19 protein-coding genes, 2 tRNA genes and 1 pseudogene are annotated in these 21,985 nt (G+C 41.0%); 13 read left to right on the top strand and 9 right to left on the bottom strand.

What is annotated here, in order from left to right; all coding sequences use genetic code 11:
* Window positions 1-128 precede the first annotated feature (128 nt).
* The 4 genes from MSBRM_RS12730 to MSBRM_RS12715 all read left to right on the top strand — a co-directional run bounded on the left by MSBRM_RS12730 (window position 129) and on the right by MSBRM_RS12715 (window position 3,564).
* Window positions 129-911 carry a sulfide-dependent adenosine diphosphate thiazole synthase gene (locus MSBRM_RS12730; RefSeq protein ID WP_048120870.1) on the top strand — a complete coding sequence of 261 codons (783 nt, stop codon included), beginning with the start codon at window positions 129-131 and terminating at the stop codon, window positions 909-911.
* Between the two features lie 163 nt (window positions 912-1,074).
* Window positions 1,075-1,147 (top strand) — tRNA-His (locus tag MSBRM_RS12725).
* A 173-nt stretch (window positions 1,148-1,320) separates the two neighbouring features.
* Window positions 1,321-3,048: a radical SAM protein gene (locus tag MSBRM_RS12720; RefSeq protein WP_230668869.1), complete on the top strand. Its 1,728-nt coding sequence runs from the start codon at window positions 1,321-1,323 to the stop codon at window positions 3,046-3,048.
* Window positions 3,049-3,354: 306 nt separating this feature from the next.
* A complete protein-coding gene (locus MSBRM_RS12715) occupies window positions 3,355-3,564 on the top strand; it encodes a hypothetical protein (protein WP_230628872.1) in 210 nt (69 codons plus the stop codon).
* A 211-nt stretch (window positions 3,565-3,775) separates the two neighbouring features.
* Here the strand turns inward: MSBRM_RS12715 and MSBRM_RS21465 are convergent, their stop codons facing one another.
* From MSBRM_RS21465 to MSBRM_RS12690, 6 genes and pseudogenes are all read right to left on the bottom strand, one after another.
* Window positions 3,776-3,988, bottom strand: a complete 213-nt coding sequence (locus tag MSBRM_RS21465; protein ID WP_048120865.1) for a hypothetical protein — start codon at window positions 3,986-3,988, stop codon at window positions 3,776-3,778.
* 48 nt (window positions 3,989-4,036) lie between these two features.
* Window positions 4,037-4,492, bottom strand: coding sequence for an HAD-IC family P-type ATPase (locus MSBRM_RS21460; protein WP_230628870.1), 456 nt, complete (start codon window positions 4,490-4,492; stop codon window positions 4,037-4,039).
* Window positions 4,493-4,751: 259 nt separating this feature from the next.
* Complete coding sequence (locus tag MSBRM_RS21455; protein ID WP_230628868.1) at window positions 4,752-4,892, bottom strand: hypothetical protein; 141 nt, start codon at window positions 4,890-4,892, stop codon at window positions 4,752-4,754.
* A gap of 226 nt (window positions 4,893-5,118) precedes the next feature.
* Window positions 5,119-5,772, bottom strand: coding sequence for a P-type ATPase (locus MSBRM_RS21450; protein WP_048155898.1), 654 nt, complete (start codon window positions 5,770-5,772; stop codon window positions 5,119-5,121).
* A gap of 54 nt (window positions 5,773-5,826) precedes the next feature.
* Window positions 5,827-5,945, bottom strand: a pseudogene (locus MSBRM_RS21935) (cation-transporting P-type ATPase); the annotation flags it as partial.
* Window positions 5,946-6,028: 83 nt separating this feature from the next.
* Entirely contained in the window at window positions 6,029-7,102 is a 1,074-nt protein-coding gene (locus tag MSBRM_RS12690) for a hypothetical protein (protein WP_196297279.1), read from the bottom strand.
* Between the two features lie 1,008 nt (window positions 7,103-8,110).
* Between MSBRM_RS12690 and MSBRM_RS12685 the strand changes: the two genes are divergently transcribed.
* The 4 genes from MSBRM_RS12685 (at window position 8,111) to MSBRM_RS12670 (ending at window position 14,021) form a co-directional block, all read left to right on the top strand.
* On the top strand, window positions 8,111-11,149 hold the full coding sequence (locus MSBRM_RS12685) for a hypothetical protein (protein ID WP_052712892.1): 3,039 nt from the start codon (window positions 8,111-8,113) through the stop codon (window positions 11,147-11,149).
* 90 nt (window positions 11,150-11,239) lie between these two features.
* Window positions 11,240-12,031, top strand: a complete 792-nt coding sequence (locus tag MSBRM_RS20520) for a hypothetical protein (RefSeq protein ID WP_048120858.1) — start codon at window positions 11,240-11,242, stop codon at window positions 12,029-12,031.
* Window positions 12,032-12,087: 56 nt separating this feature from the next.
* Window positions 12,088-12,909: an Ig-like domain-containing protein gene (locus tag MSBRM_RS12675; RefSeq protein WP_048120857.1), complete on the top strand. Its 822-nt coding sequence runs from the start codon at window positions 12,088-12,090 to the stop codon at window positions 12,907-12,909.
* Window positions 12,906-14,021 carry a PGF-pre-PGF domain-containing protein gene (locus MSBRM_RS12670; RefSeq protein ID WP_048120856.1) on the top strand — a complete coding sequence of 372 codons (1,116 nt, stop codon included), beginning with the start codon at window positions 12,906-12,908 and terminating at the stop codon, window positions 14,019-14,021. The genes MSBRM_RS12675 and MSBRM_RS12670 overlap by 4 nt, the downstream gene beginning before the upstream one ends.
* Before the next feature lie 375 nt (window positions 14,022-14,396).
* On the opposite strand, the gene MSBRM_RS12660 is transcribed toward MSBRM_RS12670, so the two are convergent.
* Window positions 14,397-14,468: transfer RNA gene (locus MSBRM_RS12660), tRNA-Gly, on the bottom strand.
* Window positions 14,469-14,758: 290 nt separating this feature from the next.
* Window positions 14,759-15,133, bottom strand: a complete 375-nt coding sequence (locus MSBRM_RS12655; RefSeq protein WP_052712891.1) for a lamin tail domain-containing protein — start codon at window positions 15,131-15,133, stop codon at window positions 14,759-14,761.
* Window positions 15,134-15,667: 534 nt separating this feature from the next.
* Here MSBRM_RS12655 and MSBRM_RS12650 point away from each other — a divergent pair.
* From MSBRM_RS12650 to MSBRM_RS12640, 3 genes are all read left to right on the top strand, one after another.
* The gene (locus tag MSBRM_RS12650; protein WP_054864268.1) at window positions 15,668-16,111 is read left to right on the top strand and encodes a hypothetical protein; all 444 of its coding nucleotides are present in this window, start codon (window positions 15,668-15,670) and stop codon (window positions 16,109-16,111) included.
* A gap of 421 nt (window positions 16,112-16,532) precedes the next feature.
* Window positions 16,533-17,891 carry a single-stranded-DNA-specific exonuclease RecJ gene (locus MSBRM_RS12645; RefSeq protein WP_048120850.1) on the top strand — a complete coding sequence of 453 codons (1,359 nt, stop codon included), beginning with the start codon at window positions 16,533-16,535 and terminating at the stop codon, window positions 17,889-17,891.
* An 83-nt stretch (window positions 17,892-17,974) separates the two neighbouring features.
* The gene (locus MSBRM_RS12640) at window positions 17,975-18,229 is read left to right on the top strand and encodes a KEOPS complex subunit Pcc1 (RefSeq protein WP_048123385.1); all 255 of its coding nucleotides are present in this window, start codon (window positions 17,975-17,977) and stop codon (window positions 18,227-18,229) included.
* A gap of 166 nt (window positions 18,230-18,395) precedes the next feature.
* On the opposite strand, the gene MSBRM_RS12635 is transcribed toward MSBRM_RS12640, so the two are convergent.
* Window positions 18,396-20,630: a lectin like domain-containing protein gene (locus MSBRM_RS12635; protein ID WP_230628866.1), complete on the bottom strand. Its 2,235-nt coding sequence runs from the start codon at window positions 20,628-20,630 to the stop codon at window positions 18,396-18,398.
* Window positions 20,631-21,255: 625 nt separating this feature from the next.
* Here MSBRM_RS12635 and MSBRM_RS21440 point away from each other — a divergent pair.
* Together MSBRM_RS21440 and MSBRM_RS12625 are read left to right on the top strand one after the other, a co-directional pair.
* Window positions 21,256-21,417: a hypothetical protein gene (locus MSBRM_RS21440; protein WP_230628864.1), complete on the top strand. Its 162-nt coding sequence runs from the start codon at window positions 21,256-21,258 to the stop codon at window positions 21,415-21,417.
* A 41-nt stretch (window positions 21,418-21,458) separates the two neighbouring features.
* Window positions 21,459-21,914, top strand: coding sequence for a DNA polymerase ligase N-terminal domain-containing protein (locus MSBRM_RS12625; protein ID WP_048155893.1), 456 nt, complete (start codon window positions 21,459-21,461; stop codon window positions 21,912-21,914).
* The last annotated feature ends 71 nt before the right edge of the window (window positions 21,915-21,985 follow it).

The following is a 21,985-nucleotide window of genomic DNA, read 5'->3' as shown; positions in this document are numbered from 1 at the left end:
AAGCAATGCCTATAATCAAAATGTGAATTTTCATGATGACAAATTGGGGTTTACAATTCCTGGTTTGTTCCTGATAAGGCCGGGCTATTCTTCCGGCTTTTAATTTAGAAGCTTTACGAGAGATTAAAATGGAACTTGACGAAGTCATAATCACACGGGCAATTTTTGATGAGTACTCTAAAACCTTCCTTGACTACACGGAAGTTGATGTGGCACTTATAGGAGGAGGGCCTGCAAACCTTGTGGCTGCAAGGTATCTTGCGGAGGCAGGAGCAAAGGTTGCCATTTACGAACAAAAGTTATCGCTAGGGGGCGGTATGTGGGCTGGAGGCATGATGTTTCCGCGTATCGTTGTACAGGAAGAAGCCTGCCGCATCCTTGACGACTTCGGGATCAGGTATAAAGAGTACCAGCCCGGGTACTATGTGGCTAATTCCGTAGAGTCCGTCGGGAAGCTGATTTCAGGGGCAACTTCAGCCGGAGCTGAGGTTTTCAATCTTGTGAGCTTTGAGGATGTAATGATTCGGGAAAACGATAGGGTTACCGGAATCGTCGTCAACTGGGGGCCGGTCACAGCACAGCGTCTGCACGTCGATCCTCTCATGATCCGAACAAAGCTCGTAATTGATGGGACAGGGCATGAAGCTGTTGTATGTAATACAATTCTCAGGAAAATTCCCAATGCAAAAATCGGAAACCTCGGAAAGCTCGGAGAAAAACCTATGTGGTCAGAGGTTGGCGAGCAACTGGTTGTTGACGCAACCAAGGAAATTTATCCGGGCCTGATCGTTGCGGGCATGGCTGCAAATGCCGCAACCTGCTCCCCAAGAATGGGCCCAGTTTTCGGAGGTATGCTTCTCTCGGGAGAAAAGGCTGCAAAACTTGCCCTTGAAAAGCTTAAGAAACTCTGATCCCGATCCAGAAAAAATTTTTAGCCAGGTTTTGTGCGTTTTGCGAGCCGGAAAACATAGCCTTTCTTTTTCTGAAAAGGGTCTCCTGTCTTTTCCGGCAAAAACTTTATATAAAAAAACTCCTTCTATAGCTTGCTTCAATCTGAAGTACCAGACCCCTGTGGCCGGGGTAGGGTAGAGGTCCATCCTGTGGCCCTGTGGAGGCTACGACCCGAGTTCGATTCTCGGTCCCGGCCCTAATTATTTTTTAAGTTTTTATTCTCTTATCTTTTAACAGATTATTTTATTCCTGTGAAAGTGTTTTTTACTTTTTTATTCACTTGAATAGATATCTTTCAACTGTTTTAACATCTGTAATTTATCTGTAACTTATATCTGATTGGACTGTATACTTTCGATCATAGAGCAAATGGAAACAAGAATTGACATGAAAGCACTTATTATAGACGGCTATGTGGATGAACCTGCCTGTCTTGGGGTTCCTCCTTACCTTTCTCCTTATCCGCGTTATATAGCAGGCGCTCTCAGAGAACGCGGGCTTTCCGAAATGGAAATTCACTACCTGACCATTGACACCCTGAGAGAAAACCCGCCCGGAGCAGGGGAACTCACAGGGAAAGCGGACCTTGTTATCATTATAGCAGGCACGACGGTGCCAGGTAAATATCTTCGGGCTTCTCCAATTACACTCGGGGAAATCGAGACAATTTTCCGGACTGCACACGGGGTAAAAGTTATAGGCGGGCCTATCAGGCTCGGTTTCAGCGGCGAAGGCGGAAGGGCCGCAAAAGGTACTGAAAGCAGGATACACCTGTCAGGTGCAGTGCTTGCCAGAATGGACCTTGAAGCTTTTGTCTATGATCTTTTTAAGGATGGCGTTACCGGAAGTTCTGCTGTGAGGCTCAGAAATCCTGAAGCTGTAGATCACCGCTTCAGGACAACAGCCGAAATTGGACGCTGGGGATCAAGGGGAGCTTTTTTGATCAGGCAGCACTCTGACTATCCTTACTGTATGTGCGAGCTTGAGACCTACAGAGGTTGTGGCAGGCATGTTCACTGTTCTTTTTGTACAGAGCCCTTTTATGGGGCTTCCGAATACCGGCCCATAGACGATGTAATTTCCGAAGCATCCGCTCTCTACTCCCATGGAGCCCGCTACTTCAGGATAGGTAGGCAGCCGGATCTTTTTTCCTATCATGGCAAGGATGCTGGAGGGCCTGTTCCAAAGCCTGATCCAGTAGCTATTGAAAGGCTCTATAGAGGAATCCGAAACTCGGCTCCAGAGCTGTCTGTGCTCCATATGGACAATGCAAACCCAATTACGCTTGCAACTTATCCTGAAGAATCTGAACAGGTCCTGAAGACAATAATTAAATATCATACGGCAGGGGATGTGGCAGCTTTTGGAATGGAGAGTGCCGACAGGGCAGTAATTGAAGCCAATTCCCTTAAGGCAACCTCTGAAGAGGTCTTTGAAGCAATCAAACTTGTGAACAGGCTTGGGGCAGTTCGAGGAGCAAACGGGCTTCCCGAAATTCTTCCGGGCATCAATTTTGTGCATGGGCTGATGGGTGAATCCAAGAAAACTTTCCAACTTAACTATAATTTTCTGAATGAAGTGCTCGATTCTGGATTGCTCTTGCGCAGGATCAATATTCGCCAGGTCATGGCTTTTCCCGGAACCCCTATGTATGGAAAAGATGAAGCTGCGAGGAAGCATAAAAAAATCTTTCTGGACTATAAGGAACGGGTAAGAAAGAATATTGACCTTCCAATGTTGCGGCGTGTTGTGCCTGAAGGTACTGTGCTCAGGGATGTAATGTGTGAGGTTCGGGAAAAAGGAATTACTTTCGGGAGGCAGCTTGGCTCATACCCATTGCTGGTTGGAATTCCTGCTTCTCTGCCTTTGCGAAAATTTACTGATGTTACGGTCACAGGACATGGAATGCGTTCGATTACTGGCATACCATATCCTCTGCCTATTAACGCCGCTTCTCCCAATCTTATCCGGGAACTTCCCGGGATTGGCAAGAAAGCTGCGGATTCGATAATTGCCGGAGTTCCCTATATTGGCAGAGAAGATTTTCTCAGGCGTGTAAGCGAAGGAGATAGATTACTCCGGTTTATTGAGATTTAATGCTTTGTTGGATTCGAGTTATTAAGTTTCAATAATTATAGAATCAGCATACGTTTCTGGAGTTATCATTCATGCTACTTGATGCTGGATACTGAAGATTCATTATGCTGGATACTGAAGATTCGCATCCTTTAGCATTACCGGGCTCAGGATTACCGGGATATCAGGTAGCTCTTTAAAGGGAGATTTTTTACATTCCGATTTTTTGAGACGTCTTTTGATCTTTCTTTTTGACAAACACTTATTTATCCAATCGGAAATCATTTTTACTTGGGATTTCGAATGGATTCTTTAAGGGGGATTTTGTTGAGCGAAAGCACGGAAACTATATATAGAGTAAAAATTGCTCTTCAGCTCAGTTTCATTGTCTGGGTCATGCTTGTGGTTTTCATTTTCTATGCTACGTTTGAGACAACGATCAAAATGTACGGCACTTTTTTGTTGCTGTTTACAATAGTTATCTTCACTCCTTTTCTGCCGGACGGGACAGGTTATGATGAAGGCAAGCCTGAGTAACTTCAAGGTAAACCGGAGTTTCTCCCATCAGTATAGCTGTCAGTACAGGTAGCCCTTAAAATTTTACTTTTTTATAAAAAATTCTCTTTATCGCCTCAGCCGTAATGATATAAAGTCCTATTATGGCTCCAAGAATTAAAATGACCTGTAAAGGTAGGTTTGAAACCAAAGAGTGCTGCAAAAGGAATTAGCGGAAAAACAAGAGTCAGGACTACGATCCAGTGGCTATTAGCAGGTACTTTCCTGGCCTGCTCTTGAAGAAAGGCTTTCGGCTTCGGATTACCATCACTATCATTGATGCCGAAATAACGGATTCTATAAACCAGCCGGTCATAAATTGTTCTATCATTCCTGGTAGTAGGAGAAGCAGAGTACCGAATTCCAGGTAATCGAAGACCGAACTGGTAAGGCCAAATATCATCATAAACTTGTGGATAAAATTTATGTCCCAGCGGTGTGGCTCTTTAACTAGTTACTTATCAACAGTATCCGTGGTTATAGTCATTTCCGGAAAATCAGTCAATAAATTAGTTAGCAGGATCTGTGCGGGCAGCAGGGGAAGAAAAGGCAAAAGGGACGCTTCTGCCATGCTGAACATATTCCCAAAGTTGGCGCTGTTAGCCATGAAAACATACTTCAGGGTATTGGCAAAGGTTTTTCTTCCGCCTTTGGCTTCTACAAGTGCATCCAGGATTTTTTCCATCAGCACAATTTGTGCAGCTTCTTTGGCGACATCTGCGGCACTGTCAACTGAAATTCCTACATCGGCTGCATGAAGAGCAGATGCGTCATTAATACCGTCTCCCAGATACCCAACAACGTTTCCTCTCTTCTTGAGTGCAAGGATAATACGTTCTTTCTGGTTTGGCTCTACTTCAGCAAAGATATCAATGTCATTTACTTTCCCTATAAGGGCTTCACTTGTCATCTGATAAATTTCGCTTCCGGTGAGAATTCTTGAGGCTTTAAACCCTACACCTCCTTACCAATACTGGTAGCCACAAGCCTGTTATCCCCCGTAATTATTTTCAGAGAAATTCCAAGTTGCTCCGTGTTTTCTATTGTTTTTGCAATGTCTGGCTTCAGTGGGTCAAAAACAAGAGAAATCCGAGAAAGGTCATTCCCTTTTCCTGTTCTTTTTCGATTTTAGTCTGCTTGTTCATTTCCCTGTATGCAACACCGAGTGTTCAACACTCTTTTTCGCTGAACTTATTATATTGTTGCTCGATTTTTTCCCTGACATCTGAAATTTCTACAATTTTTCCAGGCTCTACTTCTGCTAGAGTGCAGATCTCAAGAATATTCGAGAGCGCACCTTTAGTGATCATCAGGCTATTCTCATTTTTGAGACAAGAACGCTTAATCGCCTGCGTATTAAATCATAAGAGACCTCTTCCAGGTTCTTATATTCTCCCATATCGAATCTACTCTTTGCCAGGATTGCTCGGTCTATAGGGTTTTTAAACTTTTCTGGTAATGGGCATTGAGACTGGCGTAAAGAAGGATTTTTTCACGCTGACTTCCTTTTACATCCTGGATAGAATGAAGCTGAAGTTATCCTTCGGTCAGAGTTCCGGTTTTGTCGGAACATAGTAAATTCATGCTGCCGAGATTTTCAATAGAGGCCAGCCTCTTGACAATTACTTTATTTTCCACCATTTCTCTTGCGCCGTGAGAAATGTTTACACTTATAATTTCAGGTAGAAGTTGAGGTGTAGGTCTGACTGCAAGCGCAAGGGAAAAATGACAAGAATCCAGAATCGGACTCTGAAGATAAACATTGATTGCAAAGATTGCAATGCCCATCAGCATGGTAACCTCCATCAAAAAATGGCCAAACTTTGTAATACCTCTTTTAAACTCTGTTTCTGGAGCACTGGTTCTTAACTCTTCTGATATCTTCCCAAACTCTGTTTTTTGCCCTGTAGTTATAGCAAGTGCTTTTCCACTTCCGCTTTCCACACTGGTTCCCATCCAGAGGGAGTTTGTAAGCTTTGCAAGAGGTGTTTCTACGTTCAGGGTTTTTGTTGATTTTTCCACCGGATAAGTTTCTCCGGTGAGAGTAGCTTCATTGACAAAAAGCCCTTTTGATTCAAGAATCAGGCAATCTGCAGCTCCTTTCTCTTGCCAGAAGCCAAGCAAACTGCTGATCAGGATAATGGTTATAATAATTACAGTATCTGTAACATCTCCAAGAAAATAAGACAATCCGGCTGCAAAAAGCAAAATAAGAATAATCGGACTCTTAAACTGGGAAAATAAGATTTTAAGGGTATTTGAACTTTTTTTGGTTTAAGGAGATTGGCCCCATATTTTTTAAGGTGTTCACTGCTTTCAGAACTGCTCAAGCCTTCGTTGGTTATTTTGAGTCTCTGGAGCATTTCTGGCACAGGAACGCTCCAGAACTTAACGTTACTCTGGCCCTGTGTCAACAAGATCTCTCCTGTCGCCTAACTATCTTTTCTCAAGCTTCCTTAACCCTCAGGAGTGTAGCTAGATCTTCTCCTTCCTTTCCAATAGTTGACAGCTCTCTCAAAATTTCCGACTTTTCAAGATATTTCTCTGTTCTCGTCCCCCCTGGTTCTTCAATTTTAATAGTAATTTCCTCTTCAGTGTATCCTTTTTCAAGGCATTCCTTTACCAGTCTTCCGTATATGGAAGCAATCAGCTTCAGGCAATCAAAAACTCTGTCTTCTTTAATTACGTTTTTCCCGTCAAGTGTGATATTGATAAGCTTTTTCGAGCCCACAAATTCGGTGAAGAACCCTTTTAGCTTTGTTATGAACGAATCTACCAAGTCCCTGTTTAAGGCAGCAGCCAGTTCCTGGTCCCGTGTTATCTCGTAGTCTCTGTGCATAATCAGGAAAGTTTTCTCGTCCGAGGAGATAGTAAACTTATTTTCCGCATCCTTATCTTCGAGCACGGTTTTCAGACTATTTTTCTCATACTTAATGTTCTTTATATAAAAGTCGGATACATCGATTTTTTTTACTTTCTCCTCTCTAGATAGGATTCCGCCTTTTGACCATATCGGTAAGGTCAGGTTTTGTAGGTCTTTTACCTTCAAAGTATCCTGTGTGAAAAGTAGTTCAAACTCATATTGCAGGTTGTCAATAAAACTGACCTGCTTTCCCTTCAGCGTTTTATCCTCCATAAAGGCATAGCGAGCATTTTGGGCTCCATATATACTATCTTCAAAAAAAGGGCTAAGAGCTGAGAGTATCCTTGTATCAAGCTGCTGCATTTCCATGAGGTCCAGTTTATTTTCATTGTCGATCTCGGCAAGTTTTTCATTTTTCTTTGCCAGTGCCACGCTTGAGGAGGTCTCAAAAGTTTTCTCTTTGATCTCAAGAATCTCAGGTGTGTCTACTCCGGCTACGTGGGTCTCAATACATTCCCTCATTTCCTTCTCAAACAGGTCTATTTCTTGAATCATTTTTTCGAAGACTGCACGCCTTTCTTGGTTTTCATTTTTTATCGTGATAGTTGATTTTTCCAGAGGTATGACTTCCTTTGAAATCGCTATAAAATCCTGCATATCCTGTATAAAGTCTCTCTGAACTGGAAATTCGGTAGAATTCTGGAAAGTGTATCGAATTTTAAAACCCCCATTTTATTTTCGTATAAAAAAATGTTTTTATTTAAATTATGTGCTTTCCACATTTTAAGTTTGTCAGCTTTGATTTCAATAAAGATAACATTGTTTCTTTCTCTCAGGAGTTTCTTTGCTTGCAGCCTTGAAAAATCTCTGAAATATCTTTCAAAACAAAACCTTTTAATCTCTATATTTTCTACATACTATCTACTATATTTTTATATGTCCTCTTTTTAACCCAAACAATTTCAAAATTTTTACAGGCAATCTCAAAAAATTGCAACTTTTTCAATCTATAATCTAAACAATTTTTATTAATATACATTAGATTCTTTTTTAACACTAATTAAATTTAATTATTCTATTCTGTCAGAAAGATTTATATTAGTTATCGTGTAATCTTAGCTATATTATCATCCTAAGATAATATACTAAGATATGTACCCTACATTAAAATCAAAAGATTGCAGTCGGTGGAAATTTAGCTCACAACAAATTTTCGCCTTTCGATAGCGGGCACATGTCTAATGTTCAGGGCTTGTCCAGTCAGCACTGATACAAAAACAGGATTATCACCTCCCTGTGCAGCAAGAACAGAGAGGTTAATACTTGCCGCATCAGGATCAAATGTTACCCCACTTCTACCAAAAACGATTTCGGAGAAGCGTTGGGTTTCTTGTCAACCGAACATATATGGATAATGTCAGTGTAATTATATAGAGGGGGTTGGGTTGAAAAATAGGGGCAAAATATAATCTATAATTATCAAACAGTATTAATTTATTAATCTATTGAGCTTTTAACTATCTCAATATTACTACACTGTTTGTCAAAATCATTTAAATAGCTGGGATCTGCTATATCTTTCAACTTAATAAAATTATTAACAAAGACCTATTCAATGTTTAAACTGGAAGAAAATTGGATATTTGCGGAATCTAGGTGTAAAATATGAAACAAAGATTGATACTATTTAGTGCACTACTAATTACGTCCCTTTTACTAGGGGTAGCAAGTGCAGCTGAAGATAATTTAACCATTGATATAAAACACAACGGAACCGATGATTTCTTCAAATCGGGAGAAGTTGTAAATATCACGGCCGATTTCAATAAGACTATTGATGAAGCCAGGATATCGATTACTGAGAATGCTGGTTCATATTTAGTAAACAGTCAGGCAATGGACAAAATAACTACTGGAATAGAGGGTAGCAACTTTAGCTATATCTATACCATTCCAGCGAATATGAAGGATATAAGTCCTTTAGATGTAAACGTCTCTGGATTTAACGCCTCCGCATTCGTGGATAGCAAATCTGTGTCTGATTTCTTAAAATATGATTCTACAGGTGATGATACTCCTACAGGTGATGATACCGATTCAAGCGTCAATGTCACCTATAGTAAAACCAATGTTATACCGACCGATGTTGTGACCATAACCGCGGATTTCAATACAACTGTTGATCACGCCAATATATCGATCACTAACAAAACTGGTTCATCATTAGTTAATGAGGCGATGAACACACTGGATGCTGAAGATAATTCCTTTATTTATAACTATACTATTCCAGTGAGTATAATAAGTGGTAATTTGGGTGTAGACATAAACGCATATGATGCAACTGGAGCTCTGCTGCTGAATGGTGAACCTGCAAAAGACCCTAACGCATTTGTGTTTGGTCTTGATGACTATTTGAATATCAGTATCGGATATAACAAAACTGGTCCTTTTAGACCGGGGGAAATTGTAAATATCATCGCAAATTTCAGCCAGCCCGTCGATCACGCCAATATATCGATTGGCAACGGTTTACCTGGAGTTAGTAATGTAAACTTAGTAGGCGCTGATTTCGTGACTGATGATCCGATGGATCAAATAGATGATGACACCTTTGCTTATGACTTTGAGGTTCCAGATGATGTAAGCGGTCCTCTGGATATAGACATATCTGGCTTTGATGATTTAGGTAATCTGCTGGGAGATGAATCTTTCCCTGACGGGTTTGACACTAGTGATCCGTACATAACGATAATTAGCCCTGAATCCGAGTTTGCTGCCAAAAAGTGTGTTGCCTTTAACTTCACTGCATACGATTCATACGGTCAGTCCGGGAGTCAACTTACATACACTTTCTCTCTCGACGGCGTCCAAAAGAGTAGTGGGGTAATAACCTCTGGTACATATAAAAAACTTGAGTTTGAACTCGCGGATGGTTATCACACCTGGGAAATTAGTACCAGAGACAGTTACGGAAACACACACACAACCGGGTCTCGTGCACTGTATGTAGACACTAAATGTCCCAGTGTAATACTTACTTCTCCTCAGGATTGCTATAAAGAGTTAATAGGCTCTACTCAGTTCAACTTCACTTGTGAGGATGCTTTAGCTGCTCAATATAGTAATCTTGGCCTGACATATACAATGTATATAGATGGACAAGTTGCTAAGAGTTATGGAACTAATATTACAGGGACTGTGCAGTCCGGAGTGCCCATTACTCAGGAACTCGACCTCGATGACGGTGCTCACAACTGGTCGGTTTCTGTTGAAGACGGAGCTGGAAACAAAGCTACAAGTAAGGTTCGTGACTTCTATGTGAGCCTTGATGGGCTTAGTGTCTCTCTCGTTTCTCCGGATGGAGGATACGTTTCTTCAAACCCAACATTTACCTTCACTGTTGCAGGACAGAATGGGGAGGGGGCAGGACTGCCTTTCAACTACAAGCTTCTCGTTGACGGTAAAGAAGTAGATGCAAGCTGTGACCAGGCAGATGAGGACCTAACATGCAGCACCGTTGAAAATTGCAACTGTGGCGACTTTGTTGTCGGTGAAGATAATTATTCAATAAAAGCTGCAGTAAAAGATGGAGTGAACAAAAAATGGACAGTAGTTATCACCGACTGTACAAGCAGCAGGACTTACCAGCCTGATATGAAGTCTTTCTCAGTTGACAGTGTTGCTCCGGCTTGTGTGGCAAACCTGAATGTTGTAGACGCTCCTGGTCAAACTTACTGGCAGTATGTGAATGATTATCCCGGGCTGTATGTTAGCTGGAATGCAAGCACTGACGCAGATCTTGCCGACATGCCATACGAGGTTTATATCAGCACATCTGAGCCAAGCTGTATTGAGGATATGCAAAAGGTAAACACAACCGGGTTAGAGACTCATACAGATGGGTCACTGACTCCGAACCAGAAACTAGAAAATTCAAGTGTCACGGATCTATGCATTGAAGAAATCGGTGGAACAGACCTTATTTACGGCAAGGACTACTGGGTGGCTGTAATTGCTCGGGACAATGCAAGCAACTACAACTCTAAATTCTCAAGGTGTGGACCTGTAAGGACATATGAAGATATGGCTATCACGCTTGATGACGGCTGGAACCTGAAATCCGTGCCGAAGACGCTTTTGAACGCCTGTACTGAAGATGTCTTTGGCAATGACAGCACAGTCCTCTATTGGGATGGTTCATGCTGGCAGTTCCCTGAGACCATTGAACCGTGCAAGGGATACTGGGTCTACACTAAAGAGCCTTTCGGGGCCAATGTTCAGTTCAAGGGAATGTCATCTGACAGTACTGACCCTGGGGTGCCTGCTTCTCTTGAGCTTACTCCTGGATGGCACATGATAGGGCATACCTCTTCGTATTATGCACCCTGGTCCACAACTTTGTCTTCGCTCAATGACTTTGAGCTTCTTGGAGACTACAGGTTCTCTAACCTAATGACTTATGGTTCCAGTGAAGGTTGGGGCGGTATAATTCCTAGCATGACAGATAGCCTACTTGGAAATGGATCTACATCTATTCAATACCTAAGTAGCACTGATCCAAGACCAGTTGGAGCACTTCAGACCGATGGCTGTATGGTACCCGGACAGGGTTACTGGATCTTCATGAAAGATGCAGGTACCTACGCATCCATCGAAAGCTCGTACAAACCGGAGATGTCCGACTACTCAAGTACGGAGTAAGTGCAATTTCTGACACAGTTGACTGTTCAGCCTGTTCAGGCTGAATAGCTCTTTTTCTTTTTGTTGTTCACATATAACTGGAGGTCTACAATGAATAAAAAATTAAAAAATGGCCTTTTAGGAACATCCGTGATACTGTTGTTTTTCCTGGTCTTCTCTCAGGGTTGTATGGCAGCAGAAGATGTCCTTCCATCCCCCCCGATACTTCCGATGACAGTAATAGGAGTTGCTCTCATTGACGGTACGCCTGCTCCCGACGGGACTATTGTTGCAGCTTATCTTAATGAAAAGGAGTATCTTGCAGATACTTCCTCAGGAAATTATTCCCTATTTATTCCTGGTACTGCTGAAGATGAAGGAAAAACAATTACTTTTAAAGTGAATGGAAAGGATGCTGCGAGCAGTGTTACTTGGGAATCTGGAGTTATAGTTACCCTCGAGCTACCTGATGGTAAGGCAGTATATTCCGAGACTACTACTGTAAGTAACTCCGGTAGTAACTCCGGTAGTAATTCAAACAGCAATTCAAACAGCAATTCAAACAGCAATTCAGATAGCAACTCAAACAGCAATTCAAATAGTAACTCAAATAGTAACTCAAATTTAAAAACAGATTCAGAACCTTTGACAGATAATGAAGAACAGAGAGTTTCCGCAGAGGATTCCAAAGCTGATGCCGTTGAGAATTCAGTCCTTGAGCGGAACATGGCGGCTTCGGGAAGTTCAAGCGAAAATTCCGAGGTTAAAGAGGCAGCAGAGTCTTCTAAAAGTTCTCTCAAATCCGAAAGTGCTCCAGGTTTTCTTATTGTCTATGCGGTTGCAGGCATACTTCTACTTGTTTTCGGACCCGATTTCGGGAGGGGATCTAGAAGGAATCGCTGAAGGACTTTTTCAAAAAAAAGTCTACATGATTAACGGTAAAATTTCAAGGTGACACGATGACGATCAAGGACAAACATTTAAGAGGGTTATTATGCCTGGTTATTCTGGTACTGGGCATGTTCCTTGTTCCGGCCGCATCTGCCAATTCTTCTTCTACTATTCCTTCTCTCCCCAACGCGTTTGAAGGAAGTTTGAAAGGAGATGCTGCACAAGCGGGTCCCGGACTCGTAATCTCTGCATATATAGATTCAAAGCTTGTTGGCTCGTACACTCTTACAAAGGTTGGACAGTACAAGGTGTCAGCTAATGGTACTGAGCAAGATAACGGAAAAGAGATAATCTTCAAGCTAGGAGGTATTGCATCCGAGCCTGTTTCCGTAACTTATGAACACGGAGCTAATCCAGTTAAACTTGATCTTACATTTTATGGAGACTTTATACCTCCTGAAATACAAGCTTTATCTGCATCCCCAAAATACATCCTGAATGACGGAGAAGATTTCTCGACTGTCACGGCAAAGGTTGTAGATGACTCTGGAATTGAATCAGTGAATCTCGACCTAACCAGCATAGAACAGGGCGTGGTTTCATTAAAATCAGAGGGTGATCAGTATACCTATAATATAGTCAGTACTGTGCCAGGTGAGTTCAAATTCAAATTCACGGCTTCGAACCCCTCAGGAAACAGTGTTGTAGATACGGACAGCATTTCCATCATTGTACTGAAAGAAAGTCAACTTGCAACAACGTTTGGAGGCTCTGATGGGGTCTTTTCTTCTGAGGAAATTGAGGCTCTTGTAAACAATAACGACGTATCTAGCGGGATCAAATATGCAGTTCTGGGTGCGTATTTTGCTGATGGGTGGGATCGGATATGAAACGGCATGAGTTAAAATTTGTTGTTATACTGTTCCTGGCCCTGACTTTGTTTACTTTCCCGGTTTCTGCAGGCAGTGCAGAAAGGACTTTCCCTTCTTCGGTTAGTTCTGATGAGGAATTCAAGGTAACAGTTAATGTATCTGACTACGGTGCTGCCGGACAGGTACTTGAAAAGCTTCCTTCCGGCTTCACATTTGTTAGTTCTACATTGCCGAAAAGAGCTGTAACTGTAAATGGCAGCGAAGTTTCCTTCCTGCTCATTAATGAAAAGAGCTTCAGCTACACTTTGAAAGCTCCGTCAACAACCGGTACGTACAAAATTGTGGGAATTTTAAGAGATATCAACAAAGCTGAATTCCCTGTACTTCCTGCCGATTGTTCTATAACTGTCAGTGGTAGCAGCTCAGGCAGTTCAGGTAGTTCAGGCGGTTCAGGCGGTGGTGGAGGCGGCGGTTCTGCTGAGCCTCAGAGTAATGTCGCTGCCAAAGAACTGTCTAGGAAATCGGTCACCGCTGGGGAGCGCGTAAGGTTCGAGTTCTCACAGGGTGTAACCTGCATAAGGTATGTGGAGTTTGATGCCAAAAAGAGTTTGGGAAAGATTACTACCATTGTCGAAATGCTGAAAGGACAATCTAAACTGGTTTCTGGCCTGCCAGAAGGTACGATCTATAAGAACGTGAACATCTGGGTAGGTTCCGGAGGAATTGCAAATTCCAATAACATTGCAAACGCAGTTGTCGGTTTCAGAGTTGAAAAGTCCTGGCTCGAAAAATGCGGAGCTGACGAAACGTCTGTATCTCTCTGGAACTATAATAACAAAGCCTGGAGCAAACTTGAAACCACAAAAGTTGGTGAAGACAGTACCTATGTCTTCTTCGAGTCCAAAACTCCTGGTTTCGGATCCTTCACAATTGTAGTACCCGATAAGAGCATAAAACTGGAACCTGAGGATCAAGTAGACACAACCACTCCCAACACAGAAAAAGTTGAAACGAGCAACCCTGCAACTAATGAAAACAAACCTTCCGGCTGGGGTTCTATCCCTGGATTTGAGTCTGCAGTAGCTGTGGGAGTACTCGGTACTGTGTACTATATCCTGAGAAGAAAGTAAATACAGTACTGAATCTCAAAACAGATTTTAATTAAAAGCAGCATTCAAAGCTGCTTATCTTTCTTTTTTAAACAATCGTTGAGCTGCAACGTTGCGCCGGTTGATCACGCCGATAGGGTTCGGGGATAAGATTCTCAAATTCAAACGTGAATCGTTTTCAATCAAACTTTTTCTATAAAAGTTTGCAGGCAAGCTTTTTCAAAAGGCTTGTGATAACGCCCGCTGGCAACCCTCTCCGAAATTTGGATACATAGTCCCATAAGCGAGTTAAAAATCAGTTTATCTTTGCCATAATTCAGCCCTCTTGAGCGAACAAAGTGAGCGAAAAGGGCACCGTCCTCCCGATACGGGACTCGGGTGGCGGGACTCGGGCAATACATCAGCCGGGATTCGAACCCGGGTTCGAGCGTTGGCAACGCCCGGTGATGACCGCTACACTACTGATGTTTGAAGTTTACAGGCTGCCCCTGTCGTTATACTATATATTTTTTGACTCATTAAGTTGATCCCTGAGAAATTTTCAAGGGATGTGTTTTATATCCCTATATCCGAGAGGCAGTGTATATATTTTCGTTTAATTTTCTTAAAGCTATCTTTTTAGTTTATGTTTTTTTACCTAGTTTCGCATGATATTGAAAACAGGCTGAAGAAAGAAAAGCTGTAAAACCTGAAATACTAAATCTCTCCTTTAAACCTGTAAACTTGAAAAATGAAAAAATGAGAAGTCCTCATTTTACTTATCCATTTCTTTTAAAAACTAATTTTCCGTGAGCATTATACAAATAAGCCGTATCTCCTTCGTTATTCCAGATAAAAGAGTACTTATTCCAATACAGCGTGCTTCCAGAGTTTTTACCCTTGCCGCTTCTGAGAACTACCGAAGCTTTAGATTTCAATGTGTATGAATAAAAAGTATAGGTATGCTTTGCACCTTTGTCTTTAATTTTCCAACCTTTCAGATTTACTGATTTTGATCCTTTATTTGTAACTTTAACATACTCTTGATACGGCTTTTCCTTAGGAGCTCCAACATCTAAATAACTTATATAAACCGAGCTTGTCGAACCACTGGTCTTTTCAGTAGCACCCAGAGCAAAAGGAATGGTATCCAAAATCAAACACATAACTAAAAAGATAGCAACTATTCTATTTTTTATTATATTATTGCCTCCAATATCTACTCATCGTTTTTATAATGTTGCTAAGTTACTTATTGGGGGTGTATATTTCTTCCGATTTAACTTAACGAAATCAAATTTATATTCTAAGAACTATCCAAAGTTATGTGTGAGTTCATTCCAAAACTTGAAAGTTGCTTCTTGGATCTTGTATTTCGAATAATCAATCAAGCTCATAATCATGAAAACAAGTCTGAAAATTCCCAGTGATTAAGAGTAAAGTGGCTTTTGGGAGAGACTTCTCAACTAACTAATAGTGCACAACCATTTGATTTTGACTATATCTGTAAGCAGTTGACATATTCTGTTAAAATCCCATCCCTTGATTGCAAACCGCAAGATAGTCACAGATAAATGTAGGTGGATTATTCACATGCATATGTTTTTACTGCAGTTTCAGTTAAAATGTAAGTTTTCTACAGAACCATAATACTATAAGTTTTTATGTCATGAATGCAAGGTTAAATAGTGATTATGAAAAACAGCTTCAAACAGAAATCATCGATTCCTAATAAATATTTAATTTTGATTGCAGGTATCGTTTGGATGTTTGCTGGAACAATGGTAATAGAGACTGGATTACCATATTTTATAAGTCAAGGGAAATCTATTTTTAGTGTTTTTTTAGCTGCTTCAGTATTTTCAGTATTCTACTTTCTCATTTTCTCTAAATTAGTTGAGAAGCACACGACTCGAATAAGTAAAGATAATAGAAAGAAAATGTTTGTTATGGAATTTTTTGATAGAAAGTCATACATGATTATGGTGGTAATGATCTTAGGTGGAATTACTATTCGGAAATTTAGTCTTTTGCCAGCTTTTGACATAGGATTCTTTTATGTTGGAATTGGTTTGGCATTGTTCTCATGTGGCATGAAGTTTGTATATAAATTTACAACTTCGTCTTTGTGATTGAATAATCTTGAATAACTATCTACATGGTCTACTTGAGTTTATTATGACTTGTTTAAAATCTAATAAAAAGCAATGTTAATATTTTATCTAAAAGGTAATAATTTGCTTAAAAGGTAATAATTTGCTTAAAGGGTAATAATTTATTTAAAAGGTAATAATTTATTTAAAAGGTACTAATTTATTTAAAAAGTAATAATTTGTTTAAAAGGAAATGTGTTTTCTGTTCCATTTTTTAAAAAGTTAAAAAGGTTTAAAATCTTTTATCTGTCATGTAAAAACTCCTCGGTTATTGAATGTACAAAGTTTTATATTATCAAGCCAGTATAGACTGATATCTTTTATACTCTGGCGGCGTGTGTTATTTGATTTTCAAACCGATATTTTTGATTTTATTACTGAACTTTTTGAGTGATGGATTTTGAGTGAGCTTGAGAAACTGATAGATCTTGCAAAAAATGCAGCCGAAAAAATCCGGAAATACAGATTTGTGCGCGTAGTCTCACATAATGATGCTGATGGTCTGACCTCAGCCGGGATAATGGCGCAGGCCTTGCTGCGAGCAGGCATTTGTTTCCAGCTTTCGATAGCTGGAAGGCTGGATGAAGCTGTGATTGAAGACGTGAACAAGAGCATCTCCAGGAATGAACTTGTCATCTTTTGCGATATGGGTAGCGGGCAGCCTGAACTTATTAGTAAGGTGGAAGCTGATGTTATAGTGCTTGACCACCACCAGCCTGTAGGGCAATCTCCGGCAAAAGCCTTTGTGAATGCCCATCTGGTTGGAATTGACGGAGCGACTGATATATCGGCTTCTGGCACCTGCTACCTGGTAGCAAGAGAAATGGCAGTCGATAACGTTGACCTTGCAGGGCTGGCTCTTGCAGGTGCAATCGGAGACAAGCAACTCTTTCACACAGCCAATGCCTTCATCCTGGAAGAAGCCTTAAAAGCAGGGGTTGTGTCTATTCGGAAAGGGCTCAAAGTAGGAGACGGAGACCTCGTAGACGTGCTTGCATACAGTACTGAACCTTTTCTGGATATAACCGGTTACCCTGAAAAAGTTACAGAATTTTTGAACCAGCTCAGGCTTTCTGGAAAAATTGAAAACCTGTCTGAAGAGGAAATCTCAAGGCTTGCCAATGCTGTCGCCCTGAAACTTGTCAGGCAGGCAAGCTCGGAGGCTATTGAAGCTGTTATCGGAGAAGTTTTGCTGCTGAACCGGGAGCTTGTAAGAAACGTTTACGATTTTATTTCTATTCTTAACACATGCGGAAAGCAGAAAATTTACGGGCTGGCGATTTCTCTTTGTCTAAAAGACCAGGAGATTGTCAATGAAGCCTTTTCTCTTAAAAGCGAGTATGAGAAGAAACTTACACTGAATGTCAGGGAAAATGTAGAAAAAATTCGCAAGGGAGAAAATCTCTGGTATGTTGTTACTGCTGATGCCATTTCTACCGGGAACCTTGCAAGCACGGTCGTCCGCTACCTTCATCCCGAGCTTCCTTTTATTTGCATAAATGAATCAGAAGGAATCCTGAAAGTCTCCGCAAGAGGCACCCGCGAACTCGTCTCAAAGGGCCTTGACCTTGCTTTTGCATTGAGGGAAGCTGCAAGTGCGGTTGGTGGAAGAGGAGGCGGACATAATGTAGCTTCCGGAGCTGCAATTCCTCTAGGGAGTGCTGAGGAGTTCCTGAGCATTGCAGACCGAATTATAGGTGATCAGCTCCAGAAGATCGGAACTAAAAATCAAAAAACGAATATCAAATTCTCCGAATAATAGGTACAAACAAATGGAAGTACTTGAAAGAACTTTCATGCCAAAGATAAAGATAATAAGTTGGAAAAGCGATGGGAGTACTTATGAAAATTACAGGTACAATTGAATTTCCGGATCCTGAATCAAGAAAATCCGCTGCGAGAATTCTGCAAGCTCTTTCTCCGGATAACCTCAGAAGCATGGAAAGTGAAGTTCATGAGGATAAAGTTGCCGTCCGGTTTCATTCTGAAAAAATAGGCTCTCTTCTTGCAACGGTTGATGATTTTCTCATGAACGTTAAAATTGGAGAAGGAATAGAAGAGGCTATGAAAAAAGACGATAAAGTCCAGGAAAGCTAATTCACTTATAAGTTTTCTTTCCTTTGTTTTTTCCTTTTTTAATACCTTTTTCTCTTTTACTTATTTCTTTATTATTGTGTTTATTTTCTTTCTCTTTTCCTTCTCTTTTTCTGTTTTAATTTTTGTTCTTTGCTTTTTTTTCTTTTCATTTTCATCGCGGGAGCTGTTAATTCCCTGAACTTTCTCGCCATAACTGTATCAGTTCTATGAGCCTCTCATCCGTGATTTCTGCTCCGGTTTCAGGGATCTGTATGCCACTGCGATAGATATGGATAGCTTCCTGTAGCTCTTCGGTGCTTATATTTTCCCCTTCCTGGGAATCCGGGCTATCCCAGGGATTCCATTTGAGGACTGTCCAGTTCCAGCTCCATGCAATGTTTTCATCTCCTGTTCTGGCAATTGCTGTGACATTATAAAAACCTGGAGAGCTGATGGTCTCCGTGTATGAACTATCCTTAACGCTGGATTCGGAACCTTTACTTTCTCCATTAAAATACCAGCTTATATCGCAGGCATAATTTGTACTGATACTGAACTCCTGTTTCTCTCCTTTGTAGGTTGTTATATTCTCTACGGGGCTGGCTGAGTCAATTGAAAGGGGGACCACTTTTATATAACCGATTTTAGTTTCGGTGTCAGACCCTTTACTGTTACCGATAGTCAGAGAAACAGCATAATTTCCATAAGACCCGTAGGTATATATCGGGTTCTGGGTTGTTGAGTCGATTTTTCCATCTCCGTTTAGATCCCACTTCCAGTAAAGGGCATTACTGGAAAGGTCTGTGAACTGGACTGTAAGAGGAAACATTCCTATTGTAACGTTTGAAGAAAAGTCAGCCTCAGGGAGCACACTGGTTGTGAAAGCTTTAATACAGAGATTTGTTTCCGAATTGCTTGATATGTCTTCCCACGTGACTCCATTAGGGCTCACATAGCTTTCTCCGGCATTGGCCTGGGCTTTGCTGCTGTAACGAGCTACAGGTTGTTCGGCTGCAAGAGGACCTGAAGCTGAAGGATTAGCAAATCTTATAACTATTGAAAATCTCTCTCCGGCATGTAATGGCACTGCCGAATTCAGCACATGTGTATGGTATCCAGGGAAGGAGTATCTGCCACTTTCCTGTACAAGGTACCCCTGTCCAGAATTCACAGGCCCGGAAACAGGATTTTTATATATGTATATCTCATAAGCTGTATTAAGGTCCGTAGTATAGAATCCTATGGCTTTGAGGGTTTCGTTCCTTTCAGAGGAGAAAACATTACCGCCCCAGGCAACAAGGCTTCCTTCATATTCTTTTGATACTATCCATCCAAGAGGGTCATACTGGTAGACGTGGTCATAATTATCCTGACTTTCAGCTGTGAACACGGCGTTTTCATTGTATCCGAGTTTTGTGTCGTAGTAGGAAATATAAAAATATCCATCCTCTCCCCATGTGTCGCTCCAGCTATTTTTCACTATGAAAGCCCCGTCTCCTGAAGGGACCTGCGTAAAGGAATTCCTGTCAAAAGAATCATTCCAGCCCACAATGGCTACAGCATGATTGACGGAAATGCTTCCTGGGTATCGATAAGCATAGTTTTTTTGCTGATAATACCCAGGATTCCAGTATATTGTAGTGTACACAGCCCCATACTCCAGAATTGCATTCTTGATAACCTCGTTATCCAGGGGTTCTGTCCTGTCGGGCAGGAAAAATGTCTCTTGAATATGTTTCTGTACAGAAAGCTCTGTGGGTGAATAAGAAGATGAATCATCATAAAGATCCTCAGATTCATTTACAGGCCCGCTCCAGCGAGAAAAGTATGCTGTTGATATGAATGCATTGCCACCGTCATCAGCAGTAAGATCAAATCCCTGCGAATAGTTCTTTGAGACAAGGTTTTTCATATTGTTTTCGGAAAAGTCATAGCTTTTTCCTTCTTTTCCCAGAAGGTAAGATTCAAGAGAAGCAATACTTGAAAAAGCCCAGCAGCTTCCATCGTTTCCCTGGTTCTTTACGGCTGTTACTTTTCCCTCCTTGCGCAGATCATAAACAGCCGGAAGGTCTGAACCTGAGGATACCAGTAAAAATTTTCCTTCAGAGCTTGCAAGTTCTGACAGGTCTACAGGTGAGGGCTTATACCCTGTACTTGAAAGCTGTCCGTAGCTGCCCACAAAAGAAAAAGCTTCAATTGAGTCAGTCTGCTGGTCTTCCAGAAATTCGGGGTTCATTGGGGCTGTTTTAATTACGGATTCGACCACTGAATCAGCAGAAGGTGTGCAGTTTTGCAGCGTTTCAGGGTCTTCGTTATTTCCGGCGGCAAACCCCAGGCTACCTGGCAGGAACAAAATCAAAACCATAAACACAAGCAGAAAAGATTTTATTTTTTTAAGCAGGGAAAGTTTTATTCTTTTCAAGATCTTTAGCCTCGGTGAGATCGTTTCCTGGCGAGCCTGTATAAACTTTTTTGGAGCTTGCCTGGATATATATCTTCATCATTATTTTGCAATTGACTTATAGAACTATTTATGAGATTTGTCTATAAGTTCTTTTCCAACTGTGTGTAATTTTTTATTATATTTTATGGACTATTATTTCTTCACAAAAACTAAATCTCGATTGCAAACCAACAAATTAATTTCATTTCTTTTCTTACTAACTATATATTAATTTTTATAAATAATTAAATTGTTATATCTATTCCCACATTTAGTTTCATTTGTCTAATTTTAATTTCATTTATTTAATTTTTATAAATTACTTTATTGAGGCTGTAATTTCTAATAGAAAGAAACATTACTCTTGTCCGTTCATACTTTATAGGAACACTTTAAGGAGGGGTGGCAACCTGCTTTCGGAAGCACTTGTAGACCTTGAAAAAACCAGACCCGAATATCTTGAAAAAGAGATCCTTAGAGCTGCCATGATTGCAGAGCTATAGTCACGAGGCTAAATAATGCAACTGTTCAAATGAGATACAATGAGGTTTTTGTTGCAACAATTACAGGCGTGACTATAGATGCTATCAACATTTATGAGTAAATGGCAAATCTGGCAAAAAGCGAAGAAATTCGTAAAGTCCTGCTTGACATTGCCAGAGAAGAAAAAATCCATGTAGCTATGTTTGAAACCGTGCTCCTGCACACTGATAAAGAGCTTTTGAAAATCTATTCGGACTATGCTCTGGCTAGAAGCAAAAAATAAGCTTAAAATCCGTTTGCAACCATATTTTCTATTGATCCTCTATGCTTGAAGAATACGAGAAGAAAAGACACTTTCAAAAGACGCCTGAACCGTTGACCAGTGATATTAAACAAAGCTCCGACAAACCGATTTTTGTGGTTCAGCGCCATGATGCGCGTAAGCTTCACTATGATTTCCGTCTGGAAATGGATGGAGTTTTGAAAAGCTGGGCTGTTCCAAAGGAGCCCCCGAAGGAGGCAGGTACCAGACGGCTTGCTATCGAGACTGAAGACCATCCGCTGGAATATGCCGATTTTGAAGGGGAAATTCCGGCTGGAGAGTACGGAGCTGGCAAGGTTGAGGTCTGGGATAGGGGAACTTTTGAGCTTTTGAAACGTGAGGAAAAGGAAATTGTAGTGGCACTTGAAGGAGAAGAATTGAAAGGGATTTATGTTTTGATCCAGACAAAGTATGGAAAAGGCGAAAAAGGCTGGCTTTTCTTTAAAAAGGCCAGCTAAAATCCGAGTATACCTTAATATTTACCGACTATACCTTAATACTTACCGACTATAACTTAATATTTATGGAT

This window comes from Methanosarcina barkeri MS (assembly GCF_000970025.1).
GTDB classification, from domain to species: domain Archaea; phylum Halobacteriota; class Methanosarcinia; order Methanosarcinales; family Methanosarcinaceae; genus Methanosarcina; species Methanosarcina barkeri.
The sequence above is the reverse complement of the archived record's forward strand: the minus strand, read 5'-3'. Positions and strand labels throughout refer to the sequence as shown.

What these genes read in the sequence shown, in the direction of transcription:
- MSBRM_RS12730 (WP_048120870.1), top strand. Translation starts at nt 129, where the DNA reads ATGGAACTTGACGAAGTCATAATCACACGGGCAATTTTTGATGAGTAC.
- MSBRM_RS21455 (WP_230628868.1), bottom strand. Translation starts at nt 4,892, where the DNA reads ATGATCACTAAAGGTGCGCTCTCGAATATTCTTGAGATCTGCACTCTA.
- MSBRM_RS12690 (WP_196297279.1), bottom strand. Translation starts at nt 7,102, where the DNA reads ATGCAGGATTTTATAGCGATTTCAAAGGAAGTCATACCTCTGGAAAAA.
- MSBRM_RS12675 (WP_048120857.1), top strand. Translation starts at nt 12,088, where the DNA reads ATGACGATCAAGGACAAACATTTAAGAGGGTTATTATGCCTGGTTATT.
- MSBRM_RS20520 (WP_048120858.1), top strand. Translation starts at nt 11,240, where the DNA reads ATGAATAAAAAATTAAAAAATGGCCTTTTAGGAACATCCGTGATACTG.
- MSBRM_RS21465 (WP_048120865.1), bottom strand. Translation starts at nt 3,988, where the DNA reads ATGATGATATTTGGCCTTACCAGTTCGGTCTTCGATTACCTGGAATTC.
- MSBRM_RS21460 (WP_230628870.1), bottom strand. Translation starts at nt 4,492, where the DNA reads ATGACAAGTGAAGCCCTTATAGGGAAAGTAAATGACATTGATATCTTT.
- MSBRM_RS12720 (WP_230668869.1), top strand. Translation starts at nt 1,321, where the DNA reads ATGGAAACAAGAATTGACATGAAAGCACTTATTATAGACGGCTATGTG.
- MSBRM_RS12670 (WP_048120856.1), top strand. Translation starts at nt 12,906, where the DNA reads ATGAAACGGCATGAGTTAAAATTTGTTGTTATACTGTTCCTGGCCCTG.
- MSBRM_RS12625 (WP_048155893.1), top strand. Translation starts at nt 21,459, where the DNA reads ATGCTTGAAGAATACGAGAAGAAAAGACACTTTCAAAAGACGCCTGAA.
- MSBRM_RS21440 (WP_230628864.1), top strand. Translation starts at nt 21,256, where the DNA reads ATGGCAAATCTGGCAAAAAGCGAAGAAATTCGTAAAGTCCTGCTTGAC.
- MSBRM_RS12685 (WP_052712892.1), top strand. Translation starts at nt 8,111, where the DNA reads ATGAAACAAAGATTGATACTATTTAGTGCACTACTAATTACGTCCCTT.
- MSBRM_RS12640 (WP_048123385.1), top strand. Translation starts at nt 17,975, where the DNA reads ATGAAAATTACAGGTACAATTGAATTTCCGGATCCTGAATCAAGAAAA.